Source organism: Exiguobacterium sp. E4787, assembly GCF_018618375.1.
Classification (GTDB): Bacteria; Bacillota; Bacilli; order Exiguobacteriales; family Exiguobacteriaceae; genus Exiguobacterium; species Exiguobacterium chiriqhucha.
This window is the reverse complement of sequence record NZ_JACSLY010000009.1, coordinates 21,113-39,457: the sequence shown is the minus strand read 5'-3', so window position 1 is coordinate 39,457 and position 18,345 is coordinate 21,113. Positions and strand designations below refer to the sequence as shown.

The 18,345-nt window shown below is 52.3% G+C and carries 22 protein-coding genes; 11 read left to right on the top strand and 11 right to left on the bottom strand.

Annotated features, from left to right (window positions below):
* Positions 1–89: 89 nt before the first annotated feature.
* Positions 90–395, bottom strand: a complete 306-nt coding sequence (locus KNP80_RS11020) for a MerR family transcriptional regulator (protein WP_021066706.1) — start codon at positions 393–395, stop codon at positions 90–92.
* A 129-nt stretch (positions 396–524) separates the two neighbouring features.
* Here KNP80_RS11020 and KNP80_RS11015 point away from each other — a divergent pair, with 129 nt between their 5' ends.
* The gene (locus KNP80_RS11015) at positions 525–1,823 is read left to right on the top strand and encodes an ammonium transporter (RefSeq protein WP_214720270.1); all 1,299 of its coding nucleotides are present in this window, start codon (positions 525–527) and stop codon (positions 1,821–1,823) included.
* 39 nt (positions 1,824–1,862) lie between these two features.
* On the opposite strand, the gene KNP80_RS11010 is transcribed toward KNP80_RS11015, so the two are convergent.
* Positions 1,863–2,993, bottom strand: coding sequence for an ABC transporter permease (locus tag KNP80_RS11010; RefSeq protein ID WP_214834753.1), 1,131 nt, complete (start codon positions 2,991–2,993; stop codon positions 1,863–1,865).
* Positions 2,990–3,727 carry an ABC transporter ATP-binding protein gene (locus KNP80_RS11005; protein ID WP_214720272.1) on the bottom strand — a complete coding sequence of 246 codons (738 nt, stop codon included), beginning with the start codon at positions 3,725–3,727 and terminating at the stop codon, positions 2,990–2,992. The genes KNP80_RS11010 and KNP80_RS11005 overlap by 4 nt, the downstream gene beginning before the upstream one ends.
* Before the next feature lie 167 nt (positions 3,728–3,894).
* Here KNP80_RS11005 and KNP80_RS11000 point away from each other — a divergent pair, with 167 nt between their 5' ends.
* Positions 3,895–4,149, top strand: coding sequence for a GlsB/YeaQ/YmgE family stress response membrane protein (locus KNP80_RS11000; RefSeq protein ID WP_021066710.1), 255 nt, complete (start codon positions 3,895–3,897; stop codon positions 4,147–4,149).
* A 47-nt stretch (positions 4,150–4,196) separates the two neighbouring features.
* Here KNP80_RS11000 and KNP80_RS10995 read toward each other — a convergent pair whose 3' ends face one another.
* On the bottom strand, positions 4,197–5,246 hold the full coding sequence (locus KNP80_RS10995) for a hypothetical protein (RefSeq protein WP_214834752.1): 1,050 nt from the start codon (positions 5,244–5,246) through the stop codon (positions 4,197–4,199).
* A 132-nt stretch (positions 5,247–5,378) separates the two neighbouring features.
* On the opposite strand from KNP80_RS10995, the gene KNP80_RS10990 reads away from it, so the two are divergent.
* Positions 5,379–5,807 (top strand): HIT family protein, encoded by a 429-nt coding sequence (locus KNP80_RS10990; RefSeq protein ID WP_214720274.1) that lies wholly within the window; start codon positions 5,379–5,381, stop codon positions 5,805–5,807.
* Positions 5,808–5,861: 54 nt separating this feature from the next.
* Here the strand turns inward: KNP80_RS10990 and KNP80_RS10985 are convergent, their stop codons facing one another.
* Positions 5,862–6,167, bottom strand: coding sequence for a hypothetical protein (locus KNP80_RS10985; protein WP_251132376.1), 306 nt, complete (start codon positions 6,165–6,167; stop codon positions 5,862–5,864).
* A gap of 198 nt (positions 6,168–6,365) precedes the next feature.
* On the opposite strand from KNP80_RS10985, the gene KNP80_RS10980 reads away from it, so the two are divergent.
* Entirely contained in the window at positions 6,366–6,722 is a 357-nt protein-coding gene (locus tag KNP80_RS10980) for a hypothetical protein (protein ID WP_021066714.1), read from the top strand.
* Between the two features lie 59 nt (positions 6,723–6,781).
* Complete coding sequence (locus KNP80_RS10975) at positions 6,782–7,345, top strand: HTH-type transcriptional regulator Hpr (protein ID WP_021066715.1); 564 nt, start codon at positions 6,782–6,784, stop codon at positions 7,343–7,345.
* On the opposite strand, the gene KNP80_RS10970 is transcribed toward KNP80_RS10975, so the two are convergent.
* Positions 7,329–7,667, bottom strand: a complete 339-nt coding sequence (locus KNP80_RS10970; protein WP_242679007.1) for a DUF1878 family protein — start codon at positions 7,665–7,667, stop codon at positions 7,329–7,331. The genes KNP80_RS10975 and KNP80_RS10970 overlap by 17 nt on opposite strands.
* Positions 7,668–7,818: 151 nt before the next feature.
* Here KNP80_RS10970 and KNP80_RS10965 point away from each other — a divergent pair, with 151 nt between their 5' ends.
* Positions 7,819–8,817 carry a peptidylprolyl isomerase gene (locus KNP80_RS10965; protein WP_214720275.1) on the top strand — a complete coding sequence of 333 codons (999 nt, stop codon included), beginning with the start codon at positions 7,819–7,821 and terminating at the stop codon, positions 8,815–8,817.
* Between the two features lie 40 nt (positions 8,818–8,857).
* Here the strand turns inward: KNP80_RS10965 and KNP80_RS10960 are convergent, their stop codons facing one another.
* Positions 8,858–9,730: an HD domain-containing protein gene (locus tag KNP80_RS10960; protein ID WP_214720284.1), complete on the bottom strand. Its 873-nt coding sequence runs from the start codon at positions 9,728–9,730 to the stop codon at positions 8,858–8,860.
* Positions 9,731–9,902: 172 nt separating this feature from the next.
* Between KNP80_RS10960 and KNP80_RS10955 the strand changes: the two genes are divergently transcribed.
* The 3 genes from KNP80_RS10955 to KNP80_RS10945 all read left to right on the top strand — a co-directional run bounded on the left by KNP80_RS10955 (position 9,903) and on the right by KNP80_RS10945 (position 12,232).
* Positions 9,903–10,814 carry a magnesium transporter CorA family protein gene (locus KNP80_RS10955; RefSeq protein WP_214720276.1) on the top strand — a complete coding sequence of 304 codons (912 nt, stop codon included), beginning with the start codon at positions 9,903–9,905 and terminating at the stop codon, positions 10,812–10,814.
* Between the two features lie 68 nt (positions 10,815–10,882).
* Positions 10,883–11,974 (top strand): DNA polymerase IV, encoded by a 1,092-nt coding sequence (gene dinB / locus KNP80_RS10950; protein WP_251128898.1) that lies wholly within the window; start codon positions 10,883–10,885, stop codon positions 11,972–11,974.
* A gap of 39 nt (positions 11,975–12,013) precedes the next feature.
* Positions 12,014–12,232 (top strand): YhzD family protein, encoded by a 219-nt coding sequence (locus KNP80_RS10945; protein WP_214720277.1) that lies wholly within the window; start codon positions 12,014–12,016, stop codon positions 12,230–12,232.
* Positions 12,233–12,266: 34 nt separating this feature from the next.
* Here the strand turns inward: KNP80_RS10945 and KNP80_RS10940 are convergent, their stop codons facing one another.
* The 4 genes from KNP80_RS10940 to KNP80_RS10925 all read right to left on the bottom strand — a co-directional run bounded on the left by KNP80_RS10940 (position 12,267) and on the right by KNP80_RS10925 (position 16,213).
* A complete protein-coding gene (locus KNP80_RS10940; RefSeq protein ID WP_214834751.1) occupies positions 12,267–12,758 on the bottom strand; it encodes a hypothetical protein in 492 nt (163 codons plus the stop codon).
* A gap of 62 nt (positions 12,759–12,820) precedes the next feature.
* Complete coding sequence (locus KNP80_RS10935; protein ID WP_353047997.1) at positions 12,821–14,572, bottom strand: SLC13 family permease; 1,752 nt, start codon at positions 14,570–14,572, stop codon at positions 12,821–12,823.
* 142 nt (positions 14,573–14,714) lie between these two features.
* The gene (locus tag KNP80_RS10930) at positions 14,715–15,086 is read right to left on the bottom strand and encodes a YlbF/YmcA family competence regulator (RefSeq protein WP_114166429.1); all 372 of its coding nucleotides are present in this window, start codon (positions 15,084–15,086) and stop codon (positions 14,715–14,717) included.
* Between the two features lie 35 nt (positions 15,087–15,121).
* Positions 15,122–16,213 carry a DUF445 domain-containing protein gene (locus KNP80_RS10925; RefSeq protein ID WP_214720286.1) on the bottom strand — a complete coding sequence of 364 codons (1,092 nt, stop codon included), beginning with the start codon at positions 16,211–16,213 and terminating at the stop codon, positions 15,122–15,124.
* Between the two features lie 76 nt (positions 16,214–16,289).
* Between KNP80_RS10925 and KNP80_RS10920 the strand changes: the two genes are divergently transcribed.
* Positions 16,290–17,141, top strand: coding sequence for a PucR family transcriptional regulator (locus KNP80_RS10920; protein WP_214720280.1), 852 nt, complete (start codon positions 16,290–16,292; stop codon positions 17,139–17,141).
* 103 nt (positions 17,142–17,244) lie between these two features.
* The gene (locus KNP80_RS10915) at positions 17,245–18,345 is read left to right on the top strand and encodes an ABC transporter ATP-binding protein (protein WP_214834749.1); all 1,101 of its coding nucleotides are present in this window, start codon (positions 17,245–17,247) and stop codon (positions 18,343–18,345) included.

Below are 18,345 nucleotides of genomic sequence, written 5' to 3'. Positions count from 1 at the left end.
CTTCTATAGGTATGTGAACTCAAAAACATTATACAGAAATTAATTAGAATAATGCTAATGTGAAGCATTTTCATTGTGTTTTCTTTGTGTCATTTCTTTGGCGGATACGTGCGGAAGGCCGAATTAAGCTGACCACGAATCAAATCGTCACGCTGTTTCGTCGACAAGCGCTTCTCGCGATCTTTGATGTCTTGAATCCGCCAACCATCTTCGAGCTTCGAGGCCACATCAATCAATCGTTCCACATCATGGAAAGAATATTTACGTGAACCGCCTTTGGTTCGTTCTGGAAAGACGAGCCCTTTTGACTCATAATAGCGGACTTGTCGCTCCGAAAGTCCCGTCAGTTCAGTGATGACGCCCATTCCAATCACTTTCTTCGACTTATAGTCCATCTCTTGCCCTCCTCCCTCATAAAAAAACTATGTCAGATAATCTGACAATTTGCAATCCAAGTCGAATTTTTCGCCTTACACTGAAAACAACTTTTGAATCATCAATCGTTAAAAAGGAGGAATCGCAACATGGAAGACATCTTATATTATATGGACACGCTGTTCGTACTCATCGCCGCCTTGCTCGTCTTGACGATGCAACTTGGATTTGGGTTGCTCGAGACGGGGACGCTCCGGGCTAAAAACGCCGGGCACGTCGCAGTCAAACAAATCATTAGCCTCTCTGTGGCGGCACTCGCCTTTTGGGCTGTCGGCTTCGGCCTCTCATTCGGAGACGGGACCCGTTGGTTCGGGACAGAAGGATTCTTCATGAACGGATCGTTCACGAGCCTCGATTGGGCCAACGTCTCGATCGACATCAAATTCTTGTTCCAGTTGTCATTCGTCGCTGTCGCGCTCGCCATCGCCTGGGGCGGTTTCGCAGAGCGGGCTAAATTGTCTGCTTACGTCTTGTTCGGCGTCTTCTTCGTCGCCATCCTGTATCCAATCGTCGCCCGCTCGGTATGGGCTGGTGGACTTCTCGGGACGATGGGCATGCAAGACTTCGCCGGTTCGGCTGTCGTCCACCTTCAAGGCGGAATGGCTGCCCTTATGGCCACCATCATCTTGAAACCACGTCGTAAAACGGAATCACTCGCCGGTCATAACCACGTCTTGACGGTCGTCGGTGGACTCGTGCTCTGGCTCTGCTGGTTCGGTTTCAATGCCGGGTCGACGATGTCGGTCGCGGACGGATTCTTCGGTTACGTCGCTCTTACGACGATGCTCGCCACGGCTGCTGGTGCGCTCGGTGCGCTCGCCATCGTCATGATTCACAAGAAAACGGCAGACATCCCGACAATCGTCAACGGTGTCCTCGGGGCACTCGTCGCCATCACCGCTGCTTGCGCCTTCGTCGAACCTTGGGCCGCCATCGTCATCGGTGCCCTCGCTTCGATCGCCACGTATGGTACGAGCATCCTTATGGCGAAATATATTGACGATCCGCTCTGCGCCTTCTCAGTACACGGTGTTGCCGGTATCATCGGGACGCTCGCGCTCGGATTCTTCGCCTCGCCTCGCTTGGTCGAGATCACAGGCATCGGTTCGGCCGGCCTCTTCTACGGCGGCGGCTTGACTCAACTCGGTGTGCAAGCACTCGGTGTCTTGATCGCGATGGTCATCGCCGGTGGCGGTAGCTACGCCTTCTTAAAACTCCTCGACGTCACGATTGGTCTTCGTGTCACAGAAGAACAAGAAGATATCGGCCTCGACATCGCCGAGCACGGTGTATCTGCTTACGGTGAAGTCGAGACAGAACCAGAAGCACCGGCACGTCTTCCGAAAATTCTCGGGTCGAGCGTATCGGTCATGTCACCTAAGAAATAACGACAACAGTAAGGGACACCCAATCCGGGTGTCCCTGTTTCATGTCAATCGACTCAAGTAATATCGGACGACCAAATACGCGAGGCCGAGACCGACGAGCGCATCCCACGTCGCCCCGAACAAGAGCGAGGCAACACCGAGGGCGAGCAGTTGCGCGAACAATAACCGCGTCGCCCACCATTTATAGGCGACGAGCCTTTCGGTACGTGTAATCGGTAACCACGACGCCATCGATACCGTGTCGAGCCGTTTAAATAATGGGACGAGTTGGAGAGCCGTCAACCCGACGAAGAGCGGGACGACCAACCCGACATACCATCCGCCCGAGAGCCACATGACGACGAGCGCGACGGCGGAAAGACGCAACACGAGGTCGAGCGAATCGTTCGAGCGCATGACCCGGAGCCCGTACACGTAACGGGCGGCATCAGCCCGTTTCAACACAGACCGCTCGAGCAGACTGACGATGAACGACCGCTCCCTCACATCTTCCCGCATCGCCGGCACATCGACGAACCAACTGACGACCCGGTTGAACTGGGCTTTGCTCTTTTCTTCGAGCGTGAGCCAGTCAAGCAGCGGGATGCGCCGATTCCGTCGCACGTGGAGCAGGACAAACGGGACGAGTGCGGGCACTGACGTCAACAGTGGCACACCGAACAGCATGAGGAAGCCGCTGGCGAGCGCGCTCGGCAAGACGACGTATTTAATACCCTCCAACTTGGCGAGACGACCCGCGGCCGAGATGAGAACACTCGTCGCGAGGATGGCCCCGACTTCGACCGACGTGAGCGTTTGTGTCCGGACGAGTAGCGGCAACACGACGAGCATGACGAGGAGGGCACGGACGGTGGCGAAGACGACATTGAATGCGCGAACGCCTGTCATGAACGCTTGAATCTCACCGAGTCGTGGCAATAAGAAGACTTGGTCCGCTTCTTGAATCAACGTCCGGGGACGATGACCGAGCGGAAGCAGCAACCAAATCAGCGCCACGATCCATTCACTCGGAAAAACCGGGTCCAAATCCGTCAAAAATTGGTTATACACGAACGCCCCGTAGATGAGCGTGAAATAAAGCGTGAATAACAAGCCGCCGTTCGCGACGTAGCGGCTGTATTTCACGACGTCTTCCATCCAGACGCCAAATCGTTGTTTGAATACGTTCATCGTTTCCGCTCCTCGGTCTCAATCGCCTCGACATAGATGTCATCGAGCGTGGCGTCCGGACGCAGACCGTATGTGTCACGAAGTTGCGCGGCCGTCCCGGTCGCGATGACCGATCCTTGGTGCAAGAAGACGAAACGGTCGCAGTGGCGCTCGGCCGTCTCTAAGATGTGCGTCGACATCAAGATGGCGCAGTCTTCCTTATACTCGTCAAACAATCGCAACAGTTGGCGAATCGCAAGCGGATCGAGTCCGACGAACGGTTCATCGACGATGAGGAGCGGTGACTTCGTCACGAGCGCACAGAGAATCATCGCTTTTTGGCGCATCCCTTTCGAGAAGACGGACGGGAACCAGTCCAGTTGCTTCTCCATCCGCATATCTCGTGCCAATCGCTCGGTCCGGGTCGTCAAATCCGCCACGTCGATGTCATACGCTTTCCCGATCAACGTCAAATGTTCACGCAACGTCAGCGTGTCGTACAAGATAGGGGTCTCGGGTATATAACTAATTTTCTTACGATAATTCTTTTCTGACGAGCTGAGTGTTTGACTATCGACTTCGACCGATCCTGAAATCGGATCAAGCAATCCTAAAATATGTTTGATTGTTGTCGATTTTCCGGCTCCGTTTAGCCCTATCAGCCCGACGAGTTCACCTTTTTTTACATCAAACGAAATATCGTGTAACACTTGTTTACCTATATAACCGCCATTCAAGTGGTCGACGTGCAACATGAAAACTCCACCCCTCATTTTCAACTTTTTTTTGTGATATATGTTTTAAAAGCTGTCACATGGGAATAATCTGAACTGTAAGGCATTTTAAAACTTATTCAGTACTTCCATTGTTCCATAAAATTGTTAGTGAGAACAATGGACAAAACAGAAAGGAGAATGTTTTTATGGGTTGGATTATCACTTTAATCGTTGGGGGTATTATCGGTTGGTTAGCAGGTCTTATTTTAGGTAAGGATGTACCAGGTGGCGTCATCGGGAACATCATTGCTGGTATCATCGGTGCTTGGCTCGGTGGCCTCATCTTCGGAGACTTCGGTCCTGCAGTTGGCGGCATCGCGATTATCCCAGCACTTCTTGGTGCGATTATCTTAATCTTGATCGTATCGTTCGTTATGAAATCAATGAACCGTAAACGTTAATCTACGGCTCACGTAAAAGGGACCCTCGCCGAGGGTCCCTTTTTTTGTCATGTCAAAATGAGATAGATGGCTTCATCCCGCTCGATGAACCGTTTCTCGCTCTGTAAGCGCAAGAACGTGAAAATCGACTCGAGCAACGTTCGGTCGTAGCGCCATTCGAGGCCGAGGTCCGTGTCGACTTTTTCATTCGGTTCGCCCAAGAGCGCGAGCAGGTCGTCGGGCCGTTTCTGTAAATCGATATCAATGCGATCGACCCGGCCGTCGACAAACCGGAGTTCCATCCCATCATAGCGCCAGACGTCGCCCCGTTCCATCGGTTCACCAATCTCGTCGACGACTTTCTGTTCCCGTTTGTTCATGAGCGCCTCAAGCGTCTCAATCGAATGACCGGTTTGCGCCTCGACCTCGATTTCAATCAATTCGGCTCGTTCGAGGTCGAATTGTCCGGCCACCGTCTCGTCCTGGTCCGGCAATAACCCAAACGCCAGTTGCGCATCTTCCGTCAATGTCACGGCCTCGGTTTCGGTCACTGTTTCCCCATCGACGACGGCGACGGCTTTGACGTCGTAACGGCCCGGCATGCGAACCACCTCAACTGCTGTGCCTGCCTCATCAATCCGTCCCGCCTGCACCCCATCTATCCAAATATTCGTCAGTGGAACGTCTGCCAAAGCACGCAACGTCTTCGGCAACAACTCAATCCGATAATCCGCAAAGCCGAACCGCCCTTCGCCCGTATCGACGAGCCGGAACAATCCGTCCGTCTCTATGCCTTGTGCCCGGTCCGACCTGTCCTGCGCCACTTCCGAGATGGCCTCACCACGGATCGACTTCTCTTCATTCAACCACTCCATGAAACGGAGCGCTTCGGCTCGCGTGAGCGGTTCCGCTTCATATTCGACGTTTTCCTGGAAGAAGCTGACGTCTTCGGTCAACAGTGCGTCCTTGAAGCGGACGTGAATCTTGTCGTTGGCAGCAGCCGGTTTATATTCCCATTGATAGAACGCACCGACCGCGAGGCCGACACCGAGCGTCACGAGCAGCCCGAGATAGATATTTCTTCGCCGTGACGGTTTCTTCGATCGTACATACGCCATCCGTTTTCTTCCTCTCTCTACTTGCTATTGGTTTCAGTGTAAGGGGCATCGTCTGTCCGGACAATCGTTCTTCCGCCCGAATTTCCATGTTATGATGAGATGGATTAGTCATTCATGAATGGAGGAGTCAGCATGCACACTGAGGACAACTGTATCTTTTGTAAAATCGTTAACAACGACATCCCGTCGTATAAGGTATACGAGGATGACGCCGTCGTCGCGTTCCTCGATATCTCTCAAGTCACGAAAGGACATACGCTCGTCATTCCGAAACACCACGCCCGTAACATCTATGAATTGCCGACCGATGTGGCCCGTGACGTCTTCCAAGCCGTCCCTGCCGTCGCGAACGCGATTCAGCGTGAAACAGGCGCGATCGGGATGAACGTGTTGTCTAACGCCGAAGCGATTGCCGGGCAGACCGTCTATCACTTCCACATCCACCTCTTGCCGCGCTACGGGGAGACGGACGGATTTGGCGCCAAATGGGAAACGCATCAAGACGCGTACTCATCTGACGACATGCAGGCAATCGCTGCCGGTATTAAAGCAAACCTGTAACAAATAAACGGACCGATTGCCCAATGTGCGACCGGTCCATTTTTGTCTCGCGCCTCATGACGAGTTGATTGAATCGAGATGGCGCTTCCGCTCCTCTTCGATTTGGGCACGCTCGACTTGTAATTTAATCGCCTGCTCGTATAACTGTTGCCGCGATTTGACAGATTCCGCTTGTTCGAATTCTTTTCTTAACAAATTTAGACGGGCGTCTATTTCAATAAGTCGCTTTTCAAGCAAAGTTTGTTTCCGCGTCTGTTCGTTCTGTTCCGACGCTTCATATCCCGCCTCGAGTGCTTCCATTATTGTCTGTGCCCAAGGGTCATCTCCCAGTCGTTTGGCCGCGTTATACAGGTCTAACATGTCATCAACCCAACGCTTTTGCATATTCACTGGAGGTCACCTTCCTTTACCCATAGTTTAAAATAAAATGATTTTTCGGTCAAAATTGAATGTTCTGAAAAATTTTATTTAAGATATAGGTTTTTAATCTCTCTTTTTTGGTAAAATAATATGAAAAGAATGTATTCTAGTATCAGCGTGCTCGAGGAGGGGAATGTATTGTCGAATCACAATCGTCGCGATTGGGTTGCTTTCGGCTTTGTCGTAGCGTTTCTAGGAGCTGTGACCGTGAAAAAACTCGCCCGTGGAACGGCGAATGACGCGGCGGCCAATCAACACCGAGCGTCTACAATCACTACGTTGAAAGAACAATTCCAAAAAGTCGCTAAAGATGCGTCGCAAGTTGCGGCGGCAGGTAAGTTACAAGGTAAAGAATTGACAGATCAAGTAAAAGCCGAAGTCGAACGCTATCAACAAGACATTCAGCCTTCAATCGAGCGGATCCAAGGAAACCTAAATGAGCTTTCGAACGTACAGTCAGATGCGACCGAAGCGAAAGCGGAAAAGGCCAACTGACCGGTCTGTCGTCATCGCCCGTCGTTTTAGTCACATTGTATCGGAAAGGATGGATCGACATGGAACACGAAAAAGAATTCACTGGCCCTGAGGCCATGCTCTATAGTCATAAAATCATTCAGCTTAGTAAGGCACTGTGGAAGACGGTCGAGAAAGACTGGCAAAATTGGATTAAACCGTTCGACTTGAACATAAACGAGCACCATATTTTATGGATTGCTCACGCCCTCGGCGGCGCCTCGATCTCAGAGATCGCCAAATATGGGGTCATGCACGTATCGACGGCGTTCAACTTCTCGAAGAAGTTAGAAGACCGCGGTTTGCTCACGTTCTCGAAAAAGGAAACGGACAAACGAAATACGTACGTCCAATTGACGCCTGAAGGTGAAGCGCTCTTGCTCGAGACGATTCATGCGTTCGACCCGGAAGAGAACGGCGTCTTCCGCGCCTCGCTCCCGCTTCAAGAATTGTACGGGAAATTCCCGGACTTGACGGACATCACCGCGATCGTTCGCCGATTGTATGGCGACAACTTCATGGACATCTTTGCAGAAACGTCGAAGATGATCACGGAAGAAGCCGGACGTCGCCCCGAGGACGACGAGATCAGTAAAGAAGCTTGACCTGCCGATACAGCGGTTCCGTGACGTCTAGCGCCATCCCTTGGCGCACGCACGCCGCGAGAATCGTCTCGGCCTCTAACTGAGGATGAAGCATCCCAACGAAATGAACGAGCAAAGGTTCCACGGACGACAGCCCGTAGCGCATTTGCTCGTTTTGTCGTTCTCGGATATCATCCAGCAACGCGAAAAATGCGACGACGTCTTGCCTCGTCAAATTCGCCTTGAGCACCTCATGTTCAAAGGGCCGCTCCGACCAATCGACCGCCCCGAGCAACAGTTCCATTTGAAACGATAATTGATTGATTTTCTCTTCTAACGACACGTTCTCCACCCCATCATTTCACATTCTCTTTCATCATTATACGACACGTTTCTGTGCTATGATACTACACAGGCAAGAGAACAGCTGTTATCATTAACAAAATGTGGTATAGTCGGATTTAGAAACTTATAGATTTATAGGGGTGGAATATATGTCAAACGGAATGACGAATGAACCGAACAAACAGAACAAGAAGTTTTCAACAGGCGCCCTCGTCGGCGCGTCAGCGATTGCACTTCTCATCGGTGTCGGCGGCACGTATGCGGCGACAAGCGGCGGGGCTTCTGACAACTCAACAGTTGTTTCTTTTGAAGGCGGCGAAGTGACACGCGGCGAAATCGTAGACAAGAGCTACGATAGTATGGTCCCACAACTTGCGTTCCAAGAAACGATGAACGAATTGCTTGAAAAAGAGTATGGCGACAAAGTCGAACAAGACAAAGTCGATGAAGAGTTCAGCAAGACCGAAGAGCAGTTCAACTCGAAAGAAGAGTTTGAGCAAGCGATTCAACAAGCCGGCATGACTAGCACGGACGAGTTCAAAGAAGCGCTCCGCGGTCAAATGCTCGTCGATGCAGCGAAATCAGAGCTCGTCGAAGTAACAGACGAAGATATCGAAGCACAGTTCGCGAAAGAGAACGTCGAAGTCAAGGCGAGCCACATCCTCGTCGAGACAGAAGAAGAAGCACAAGCGATCATCAAAGAGTTGAATGACGGTGCCGACTTCGCTGACGTCGCGAAAGAAAAATCGACAGACACAGGTTCTGGTGAGAAAGGTGGCGACCTCGGTTACTTCTCAGCCGGCGCCATGGTCCCTGAATTTGAAGAGTATGCGTTCCAAGAAGACGTCGTTGGCAAAGTTTCTGACCCGGTTCAGTCACAATTCGGCTTCCACGTCATCAAAGTCATGGACCGTAAAGAAAAAGACCTTAAACTCGAAGATGAGAAAGATCGTATTCGTGAAGAATTAGCGACTGAAAAAGCCGCTTCTGTCGACGCGAATAAAATCTATGCCGAGTTGATCGAGAAATATAACGTCGATGTGAAAGATGCGAAAGCATCGAAGCAGTTCGACGCCGTGAAAGATGCGCTCAAAGCAGAAAAAGAAGGTACAGAAGAAGCTCCTGCCGAGGAATCGACAGAGCAGTAATAATAAAAGACGTCCCGCGGGACGTCTTTTTTGTATGCCTTCATAACTTCGGTTTATAGAACGCCCGGTTGTCAAGCGCCATGACCCGTTCTGTGAACGTCCCTGGCTCGACGCCTTCGAACGCCTTATCGAACATATTCATCCGGGCATCGATATTGTCGATGAAGAAGAGCATCTCGGCTTCCGGGAGCTGCGGCGCGTTCGCCGATCCCCATTCCGGTTTCCCGTGATGGCTGAGGACGAGGTGTTGGAGCAACGTCACGACTTCACGGTCGGTGCCGAGCTCTCGGGCCACGACTTCGATTTCAGTTGCCATGAGCGCTAAATGACCGAGCAGCTTGCCTTCGAGCGTATACTCCGGTGTGATCGCGTCCGATAACTCGATCACTTTCGCCAAGTCGTGGAGCACGACGCCCGAGACGAGCAAGTCTCGATTCAATTGCGGATAGAGGTCGCACATCGTGTCAGCCAGCTTCAGCATCGACAGGACGTGGAACGCAAGCCCTGAATAGACCGCATGGTGATGGCGCACCGCTGCCGGATACGTGAAGTAAGCTTCCTCGTTCCGGTCGACAAGCGCCGTCACGAGTTGTTTCATCCCCACGTGCTCCATCGCCTCGATATAGCCGCGAATCCCTGTCTCGAGTTCTGACTTCGGCACTGGGGCCGAGCGCACGTATGGCGCGATGTCCGTCTCACCTTCGATGATGGAGATTTGTTTCAACTTCAACTGGGTCCGGCCACGGTAGTCCATCACTTCCCCGGAAGCATGGACAATCTTTTTCGTCGCATATTTGTCCGTATCGGCACTGTCCCATACTTTCGTCTCAATCTCTCCGCTCTCATCGCATAGGATGAGCGTCAAATATGGTTTGCCGTTTCCGGCGAGTCCACGATACGATTGTTTAATCATCACATATTGGTTCAACGTGTCGCCCACTTTGAGCTGACCGATTTTAGTAGTCGTCAAAAAAAGCACCTCTCTTCTTGTCAGTACCTACATCTTAACGAAAGTTCAGGTCAGATGCCAACTTTCTAAGAAAAGCGGGAATACTTCAGAGAGAAGCATATTGGGGGAATGAAAGATGAATTGGAATTGGTATACACGACCAGAAGAAATCGTACATGTCGACAATCACTATGAGGAAGCGTACACATATTGGCTCGAACAATTGACGACGGCGAAAGTCACAAAAATCATCGTCGAACGTGATTATATGTACGGGTCGCTCACGCTCGACTACGAACAACTCGAACGCGAACCACAAAAAATCGGGCACTATTTCGTGACCCGGGACTTTTTATGGACAATCGGATTCGATGAGCTGTATTGCGAGACAGTGGCCGCGAAGCAGTATGACTCGCCAATCGAGGCATTCTATGACCTGCTCTCTGAAAAGATGGACTATTATTTCCACGGTATCGATGAGTATGAAGAACGCTTGATGATGACCCAACGCGAGATGAGCGGGCAAGTCCCGCCCGAATTTATGAATGAGATTTTCGGGCTCCGCAGCGAGATTGAACGATGGTCCGACACTGTCGTCCCATATCGTGAGTTACTCATGGCCGGACGTGAGGCGTTCCTTGATGTCGACTTAGATGAATTGAAAGCCTATCGCCTTGCCACGTATCGGGTCGACCGTCTATTGACGTTAATCGAACATTATCAAGGCGATGTCATCGCGTTAACCGACCTCGCCTCGACGCTGTCGAACTTTCGCGGCAACGAGATTATGAAGGCGTTGACCGTCTTCACGGCTTTGACGACCCCGGTCGTCGCCTTCGGTGCCATCTGGGGAATGAACTTCAAAGAGATGCCTGAACTGAAGTGGCCGCTCGGTTATCTGTTCGCCTGGATGATGATTATGCTCTTCACAGGCTTGGTCTATGCGTGGTTGAAACGAAAGAATTGGATTGGTTCGCTCTTACAGTTCCCAAATCAAATTCGGAACCAAGAACGATTGGAAAAACAACGTAAGAAACGAAGTGAGTGAAAAGACTAAAAAAACGAACAAAAGTTCGGTATACTGAAAGGAGCAGATGAGACAGAAAGGTGATGTACATGGAACGATTGATTATCCACGTCGATATGGACGCTTTTTACGCCTCGGTCGAACAACGGGACCGTCCTGATTTACGTGATAAGCCTGTCATCGTCGGTGGCGCCCCCCACAGCCGTGGGGTGGTCGCCACCTGTTCGTATGAGGCGAGAAAATACGGGATTCACAGCGCCATGTCATCACGGCGTGCGTTCGCTCTCTGTCCCCAGGCGACGTTCGTCAAACCGCGGTTTCACGTCTATCGGCAAGTCAGCCAGCAAGTGATGGCCATCTTCAAGTCCATCACACCGCTCGTCGAACCGCTCTCGCTTGACGAGGCGTATTTGGACGTGACCGAGAACACACTTATGAGCACGTCCGGCCCTTATATCGCGCGGTATATCCTTGGGGAAATCAAGCGCCGGACGGGGCTGACGGCCTCGGCCGGAGTCGCCCCGTCAAAGTTCGTCGCCAAAATCGCCTCCGGGTTCAACAAACCGAACGGACTGACGGTCGTCGAAGCGGCCGATGTCAAATCGTTCCTCGCCCCGCTCCCCATCACGACGATGCACGGGGTCGGTAAAGTGACCGCCCAAACGCTGTTCAAACACGACTACCATACGATTGCTGACCTCCAGCGCGCACAACCCGAACAGGTTAAGGCCATCTTCGGCTACGACCGCGGCAACCAGCTATACGAACTCGCCCATGGCCGTGATTTCCGCCCCGTCGTCCCGACGCGGGAACGCAAATCGATCGGTTCCGAGACGACGTTCGCATTCGACCTCGATGACCCGGAGGAAGTATATGAACGCGTCGTCCCGGAAATCGAAGATGTGCTCCATCAACTCGACCGGCGTGAACTCAGCTGCCAGACGGTGACGATTAAAATCAAGACAAGCGAGTTCCAGGCCCGGAGCCATCAAATCAAACTGAACCATCCGACGCACGACCACGACGAGATTAAACGGCTCGCCCGCCGCCTGTTCGACGAGATGGCAATCACTGAACCGGTCCGCTTAATCGGGATGACGGTGTCCGATTTAATCACCCGTACAGAGACGGCACGTCAGCTCACGTTCGAAGAGCTGACAAAACCTTCGCTTGAAGAATGAATGACCATTCAGTACAATGAAAGAAAAGGGGGCAGACGGATGGAACAGTATACGATCACAGCGTTCGAGAACGACGGCACGACCGTCTTGAACGATTCATTTACCGCGGCAAGCGATGACGAGGCCAAAACGAAAGGCCTCACGTTGCTCGAGGAAGCCGGGCACCTCCACAAGGGAGCCCGCATCGCACGTCGCGGCCAACTGATCTACTTCGAGCGCTGTAAACTGCCAGGAAAACTGAAAGGCACGGCCTCATAACAAAAGCGCCTCGGGAATCCCGAGGCGTTTTCGTTCATTCGCTATATTTAGCTTCCCACTCGCTGCGCCACTCCGTGTAATCGGGATGCAGCTCTTCCGCCGTCTTCCCATCGAGTGAATAGCTCGATCCGGTAAGCGGCTCGGCCGAATCCGGATATGACGTCCCGCCGATGATTTTGCCGTCCACCATCATGACCGAGACGTTCGTCTGGCCGAGTTCTGCGACTTCATCGAGCGGATGGTTGCGGACGATAAAGTACTCATGTCGAATGTCACGTCCAATATAGTCATCCGGCGGCGTCGTCTGGACTTGCCACGTACTTTCCGTAGGCAACTCAAGCAGATCTTCCTTTTCAAAACTCGACGTTCTATTCCCTCTATAAGAGACGACGTCATAGCCTTGCTCCTCTAAATACGCCTTGGCTACTTTGGCATCCGCCCCGAGCGTCGGTGTCGATTGCTCGCCCTCATTCGAGCAAGCCGCAAGCAAGAGTGCACATACAATGATTCCGATTCGTTTCCACATCGTCTTTCCACCTCATCATTTAGCATTTATTTACATGTTCAACGGAGAGATCCACATGTCCTTCAAAACGGGAAGATGAGTAAAATCGTGAAAATCGCGATGACCGCTGTCACCACTTGCAGCGGCAAGCCGACTTTGACGAAATCGAAGAAACGGTAGCCCCCGATTCCGAACACCATCGCGTTCGTCGGTGAACCGAACGGGGTCATGAATGCGAGTGATGCCGCAATCGCGACGGCAACGACGAACGGGACCGGACTCACTTGAAGCGCCGCGGCGAGCGGTGCGAACAAGACGGCCGTCGCCGTGTTCGAGATGATTTGACTGAGCCCCATCGTCGCGAGGAAAATGGCGACGAGCACCCAGACCGGTCCGGCTTGACCGAACGAATCGCTGATCCACGTGACGAGCCAGGTCATAATCCCGGCATTGTCGAGTGCTTGACCGACGGGAATCATCGCGGCAATCAATAATAGCGAGGACCACTGAATCGATTCATAGGCGACGTCCATGTGGCGCACGGCTCCCGTGAGCACCATCGCCAGCGCCGCGAGCCATACCGCCACGGTCGGGTCGACCCATTCGAAGACGAGGAGCGCAACCATCATGAGCATAATCAGCCCCGCTGCCAGCTGATGACGCTCCGACACAGCCCGGTTCGCGACATCGGTTACCCGCTCATTGGCGAGCAATAAGGCCGTCTCGTCCCCGGCTCGCTCTAAGTCGTCCCACTCCCCTTGCGCGACGAGCATATCTCCGCGCTCGAGCGGGACGTCTTTCAATCGTGTGAGGGCAATCTCTTCGTTCGGACGGATGACTTGAAGCACGTTCAACCGATATTCGTTGCGCAAGTGACTATCCGATAAACAACGGCCGACGAGCGGGCTATCCGTCGGGATGGTGAAGACGGCAACGCCGCCCGCTTTCCCGTAGACGGCCTTCAAGTCGACCTGTTCGACCGCCACTCCTTCCCTTCCAGCAATCCGCCGGACATCCGCCTCCGCTCCGCTGACATACACTTTCCCTTCGATCAGACGTGTTTCCGCGCGAGCCGTGACGAAGCGGTGCGTCACGCTTTTTTCTTGTTCGCCGACGACGATCAGACCGTCTCGTGACCAGTTGACGTCGCGGAGCGTCCGCCCGATTAATGGGTGCCCTTTCGAAAGGGATAAGGCGAATAGGCTTACGTGCGGCACCGCCAAGCGTGGCATCGCCGCGGCGCGCACATCGCTCGTACCGAGAAGCCGATTGCCGATGACATAGAAATAGAATAGGCCGACGACTGCCATGACGAGCCCGATTGGTAAGAGCGCGAAAAAACCGAGCGTGCCGGCGGACGTGTTCCGTAACGTCTCAGCCGCCACCAGGTTCGGCGGCGTCCCAATCAGTGTCATCGTCCCGCCGATACTCGAGAAGAACGCGAGCGGCATCAACAGTTTGGCAGGACTCGTCCCCATCTGTCTCGACATGGCGAGGACGACCGGAATCAATAGGGCGACCGTCCCCGTATTCGACATGAGACTCGACAATAACGTCACCGTGACCATCAAGACGAGAAAAAGACGCACCTCACTCCCTTTTGCGAACGGGATAAGCGCAGCACCTAACCGTTCGGCCAAACCCGTGTGAAATAGGCCGGCCCCCACAATGAACAGCCCAGCAATCATGAGCACGACCGAATTCGAAAAACCGGCCATTGCTTCAACCGGCGTCAATTGATTCGTCAAGACGAGCAACAAGAGACCGATGAGCGCAACCAAGTCGGCTCGGAGCCAGCCTCCAATAAACCCGATAATCATGATTGTTAAAATCACCAAGGTGACCATTACGTCCACCCTTCCTTGTGAATAATTCTACAATCTTACTATACCACGTATATTGTAAGCGTTATCATCGCCGGCGTGACAATCTCGGCAACAAAAAAACGGATGGCTCGATTGCCATCCGCATTACGTCTTATTGAACTTCGTTATCATTGACCATCGGAGCGTAAAGCTCTTCAAGTGGCTTCATGATAATTTTCGTCACTTCTGTGACGAGTTGATGCATGCGTTGCTCTTCTTGCATGAGCTCCATGATCAATTCGTTCTGTTGAACGCCCATCATTTTCGTTTGTGCGTCCATCATCTCTTGTTCAGAGATTTCTTCGCCTTGCATCTGCTTCTGTTGAAGCGTCATTTGGATGTCACGGAAGTCAGCGAATAACTGGTTCGCTTCTGCATCCGCATTGACACGATCGTATAGTGAAGAGAGATTTGTGAACTCCTCAGAATCGCGAAGTGCTTTTTCCAATTGGTAAGCATGATCGTACAAGTTTGTTTGTGACATGTGACGTCCTCCTAAATACTATTAGGGCGTGCCCCTCAAATAATGGCAATCAACCCTTGAATCAACCCAATCATACCACCTAACAAGGCGCCAAGCCATGTTATTGCCCGGAACTCTCGTTTCGAGATCGAGAGAACAATCTCTTCGAGGTACGATGTATCGAGCGAGCTCACCTGCTCTTGCACGATTTGGTCGATTTTGAGGCGGTCCATGACAGTCTCCATTTGATCCGTGAAGCGAGTGATGACGAGTCGGACTCCGGCCGGGACGAGCTCGTCGACGACGCGGTCTTCAATGTCCCGTGTGTACGAGTGGACCGTCCGATCGAGCAACTCCCCGACCGGCAAGCGCGAGACGACTTCTGTCGTCACTCCATCAATCAACCGTTCTTCGAGACGGTCGTCAAGCAACGTGTCGACCGACCGTTCGCTGAACCGTTCGAACTCACGTGTAATCATTTCCGCCATACCCGATCGCGTCGAGCTGCCACGTAGAATATTGATAATCTCCGGTCGAATCATCTCGACAAAATTCAAGTTCTGGACGAAACCGGCGATGAATCCAAGCCGACGCTGGACGAACGAGTCGACCATGTGTCGAAGTTGGGCCTCTCCCTCGACGGAATAGAAATATTCCTCCGACTTGACGAGCAAGGTATCGACTATTTCGGGAATGATACCCCGGACACGGTCCATGCCGTCTTCACCGAGAATCTCATACAGTTTACGCGTCTTCACATCCGCGAGGACGAGCCGGAGCTCTTGGCGGAGCTTCGTGTCCGCTTCTGCCAAGACACGAGTCTCGGCATCCGGATAAAGTGGTTCGATGAGCGACCGAATCGTCTGATCCGAGCGTAGCATCGTCCGTACCTCGCCTTGGACGTAATACGTGATGTGGCCACCGACCTGTTCATCGAGCAGGCGCTTGCGCATCCCTTCCGGCGTCAACAAGTGTTTGACGACGGTCTTACCGAGACTCGTCGCTAACTCATCGCGCCGTTTCGGGATCAAGCCTGGCGTGAATGGGACGCGCATCTTCCCAATATATTTAGGATGATGGGGCCGGAATAACATTTTGATGGCGAGGAAGTTGGTCACTCCCCCGATTGTCGCACCGATGGCGATCATAATGAATACTTTGACTAGACTCTCCAAACTGTCTGCCTCCGATCTGAAATATGATACATTTATTGAAGAGGTGATTGTGTTGACTACGTTTGAACGAATTAAATCGATTTTCCCAATGGCTGTCCATCGGTCAGAAGAAGCGTCAAGTGACGTCCGCTGGTATCAAGCCCCGGACGGCACAGTTTTCGGGCTCCCTAAGCTGGAGCTGACGGAGCGTGAGCGACAGTTGCTCGAATGGTCCGCCACCCCGCTACTGACAAGGCTCGACCCCCGACAAGCCAAATGGCAGGATCGACTACTCACCGACACGTACCGGTTCGCCCGGCCGTTTCGTCTCATGTCACTCGTCCTGCATTATCAGGATGCTGAGGCGCTCGAACAATTTTTAGACGTGTTAGCTGACTTTATGCCTGAAGCAGAGATTGTTCTCATGACCCGGTCACACGTTGAAATCATTGAGACTGATCAGTTCGTCGAGCTGACCGAGTTCGAGGACGTCTTGCGGGCGATTGCGAGCGATTGTTACGTCGAGGCGCACGTCGTCTATAGCGCACGTCCTCTCGGTGACCTAGGGCCACTTTATCACCAGCATCAGGCGCTACTCCCACTCGCCAAGCTCTCTACTAAAGTTTACCCTGCTAGTCAATTATTATACCATTATTTACTACAACGCCATGAGACTTTTGATGTACGTCCCCGTCTGACGGCCCCTGTCGTCGAGTCGCTCGATAAGACGACAATCGATGTATTGGAGGCGTTGTTCGCCCACTCATTGAACGTGTCGCATACAGCGAAGGCGTTATTCATGCATCGAAACACGCTCAACTATCGGCTCGATCGCCTCTATGAAGCGACCGGTTATGACGCCCGAACCTTTTATGATGCCAGTCTGCTCCAATTGATTGTCACGTTGCACAAATCTGAGTAATCGTTTTTGTGCAACGTGTACATATACGATGCAAGCGGTTTCATCGTATAATCATTCTTGTAAGCGCTATTATACAAGAACAGATTCTCAGGAGGCTAACGACATGGCAGAAATTCAATTGAATCATATCGATAAAATCTACGCTGGTGGCGACTCGAAGGCAGTCAGCGATTTCAACTTACACATCAAGGACCGTGAGTTCATCGTTTTCGTCGGACCATCTGGTTGCGGTAAATCGACGACGCTTCGTATGATTGCGGGACTCGAAGAAATTTCGAGCGGTGACTTCATCATCGACGGCAAGCGCATGAACGATGTCGCACCGAAAGACCGCGACATCGCGATGGTCTTCCAAAACTATGCCCTCTACCCGCACATGAGTGTCTATGACAACATGGCGTTCGGTTTGAAACTTCGCAAGTTCCCGAAAGATGAAATCGACCGTCGCGTCCAAGATGCGGCCCGTATCCTCGGACTTGAAGAATACCTTCAACGTAAGCCAAAAGCACTCTCGGGTGGTCAGCGTCAACGTGTTGCCATCGGCCGTGCCATCGTTCGTGATGCCAAAGTCTTCTTGATGGATGAGCCGCTCTCAAACTTGGATGCCAAGCTTCGCGTTCAAATGCGTAAAGAAATCATCCAATTGCACAACCGTCTCGACACGACGACGATTTACGTTACCCATGACCAAACGGAAGCGATGACACTCGCGACTCGGATCGTCATCATGAAAGACGGGATCATCCAACAAGTCGGTTCGCCGAAAGAAGTTTACGAAAACCCGGACAACATCTTCGTAGCCGGCTTCATCGGATCACCTTCGATGAACTTCTTCCGCGGAAAATTGGCTGATGGGAAGTTCCTCGTCGGCGGTGAAGAAATCAATGTCCCTGAAGGCAAAATGAAAGGACTTCGTGACCGCGGTTACGTCGGCAAAGAGCTCGTGCTCGGAATCCGTCCAGAATCAATTCACGATGAGCCGATCTACATCGACTCGCCAACGACGCACACGTTCCACACGCACATCGACGTCGCCGAGCTCATGGGCGCTGAGTCGTACTTGTACGCTGAACTCGGTGGCCACCAGTTCACGGCACGGATCGATGGACGTTCGAACATCCACATGGGTGACGACGTCACACTCGCACTTGATATGACGAAAGCTCACTTCTTCGACACGGAAACAGAACTCGTCATCCGTTAA

Bases quoted from the DNA above. Each gene is read 5' to 3' on its own strand.
- KNP80_RS11000 (WP_021066710.1), top strand. From the start codon at position 3,895: ATGGGTTGGATTATCACTTTAATCGTTGGGGGTATTATCGGTTGGTTA.
- KNP80_RS10995 (WP_214834752.1), bottom strand. From the start codon at position 5,246: ATGGCGTATGTACGATCGAAGAAACCGTCACGGCGAAGAAATATCTAT.
- KNP80_RS10930 (WP_114166429.1), bottom strand. From the start codon at position 15,086: ATGTCACAAACAAACTTGTACGATCATGCTTACCAATTGGAAAAAGCA.
- KNP80_RS10960 (WP_214720284.1), bottom strand. From the start codon at position 9,730: ATGATTAAACAATCGTATCGTGGACTCGCCGGAAACGGCAAACCATAT.
- KNP80_RS10990 (WP_214720274.1), top strand. From the start codon at position 5,379: ATGCACACTGAGGACAACTGTATCTTTTGTAAAATCGTTAACAACGAC.
- KNP80_RS10925 (WP_214720286.1), bottom strand. From the start codon at position 16,213: ATGATCGCCATCGGTGCGACAATCGGGGGAGTGACCAACTTCCTCGCC.
- KNP80_RS10945 (WP_214720277.1), top strand. From the start codon at position 12,014: ATGGAACAGTATACGATCACAGCGTTCGAGAACGACGGCACGACCGTC.
- KNP80_RS11005 (WP_214720272.1), bottom strand. From the start codon at position 3,727: ATGTTGCACGTCGACCACTTGAATGGCGGTTATATAGGTAAACAAGTG.
- KNP80_RS11020 (WP_021066706.1), bottom strand. From the start codon at position 395: ATGGACTATAAGTCGAAGAAAGTGATTGGAATGGGCGTCATCACTGAA.
- KNP80_RS11010 (WP_214834753.1), bottom strand. From the start codon at position 2,993: ATGAACGTATTCAAACAACGATTTGGCGTCTGGATGGAAGACGTCGTG.
- KNP80_RS10985 (WP_251132376.1), bottom strand. From the start codon at position 6,167: ATGTTAGACCTGTATAACGCGGCCAAACGACTGGGAGATGACCCTTGG.
- dinB (WP_251128898.1), top strand. From the start codon at position 10,883: ATGGAACGATTGATTATCCACGTCGATATGGACGCTTTTTACGCCTCG.
- KNP80_RS10955 (WP_214720276.1), top strand. From the start codon at position 9,903: ATGAATTGGAATTGGTATACACGACCAGAAGAAATCGTACATGTCGAC.
- KNP80_RS10965 (WP_214720275.1), top strand. From the start codon at position 7,819: ATGTCAAACGGAATGACGAATGAACCGAACAAACAGAACAAGAAGTTT.
- KNP80_RS10975 (WP_021066715.1), top strand. From the start codon at position 6,782: ATGGAACACGAAAAAGAATTCACTGGCCCTGAGGCCATGCTCTATAGT.
- KNP80_RS10915 (WP_214834749.1), top strand. From the start codon at position 17,245: ATGGCAGAAATTCAATTGAATCATATCGATAAAATCTACGCTGGTGGC.
- KNP80_RS10940 (WP_214834751.1), bottom strand. From the start codon at position 12,758: ATGTGGAAACGAATCGGAATCATTGTATGTGCACTCTTGCTTGCGGCT.
- KNP80_RS11015 (WP_214720270.1), top strand. From the start codon at position 525: ATGGAAGACATCTTATATTATATGGACACGCTGTTCGTACTCATCGCC.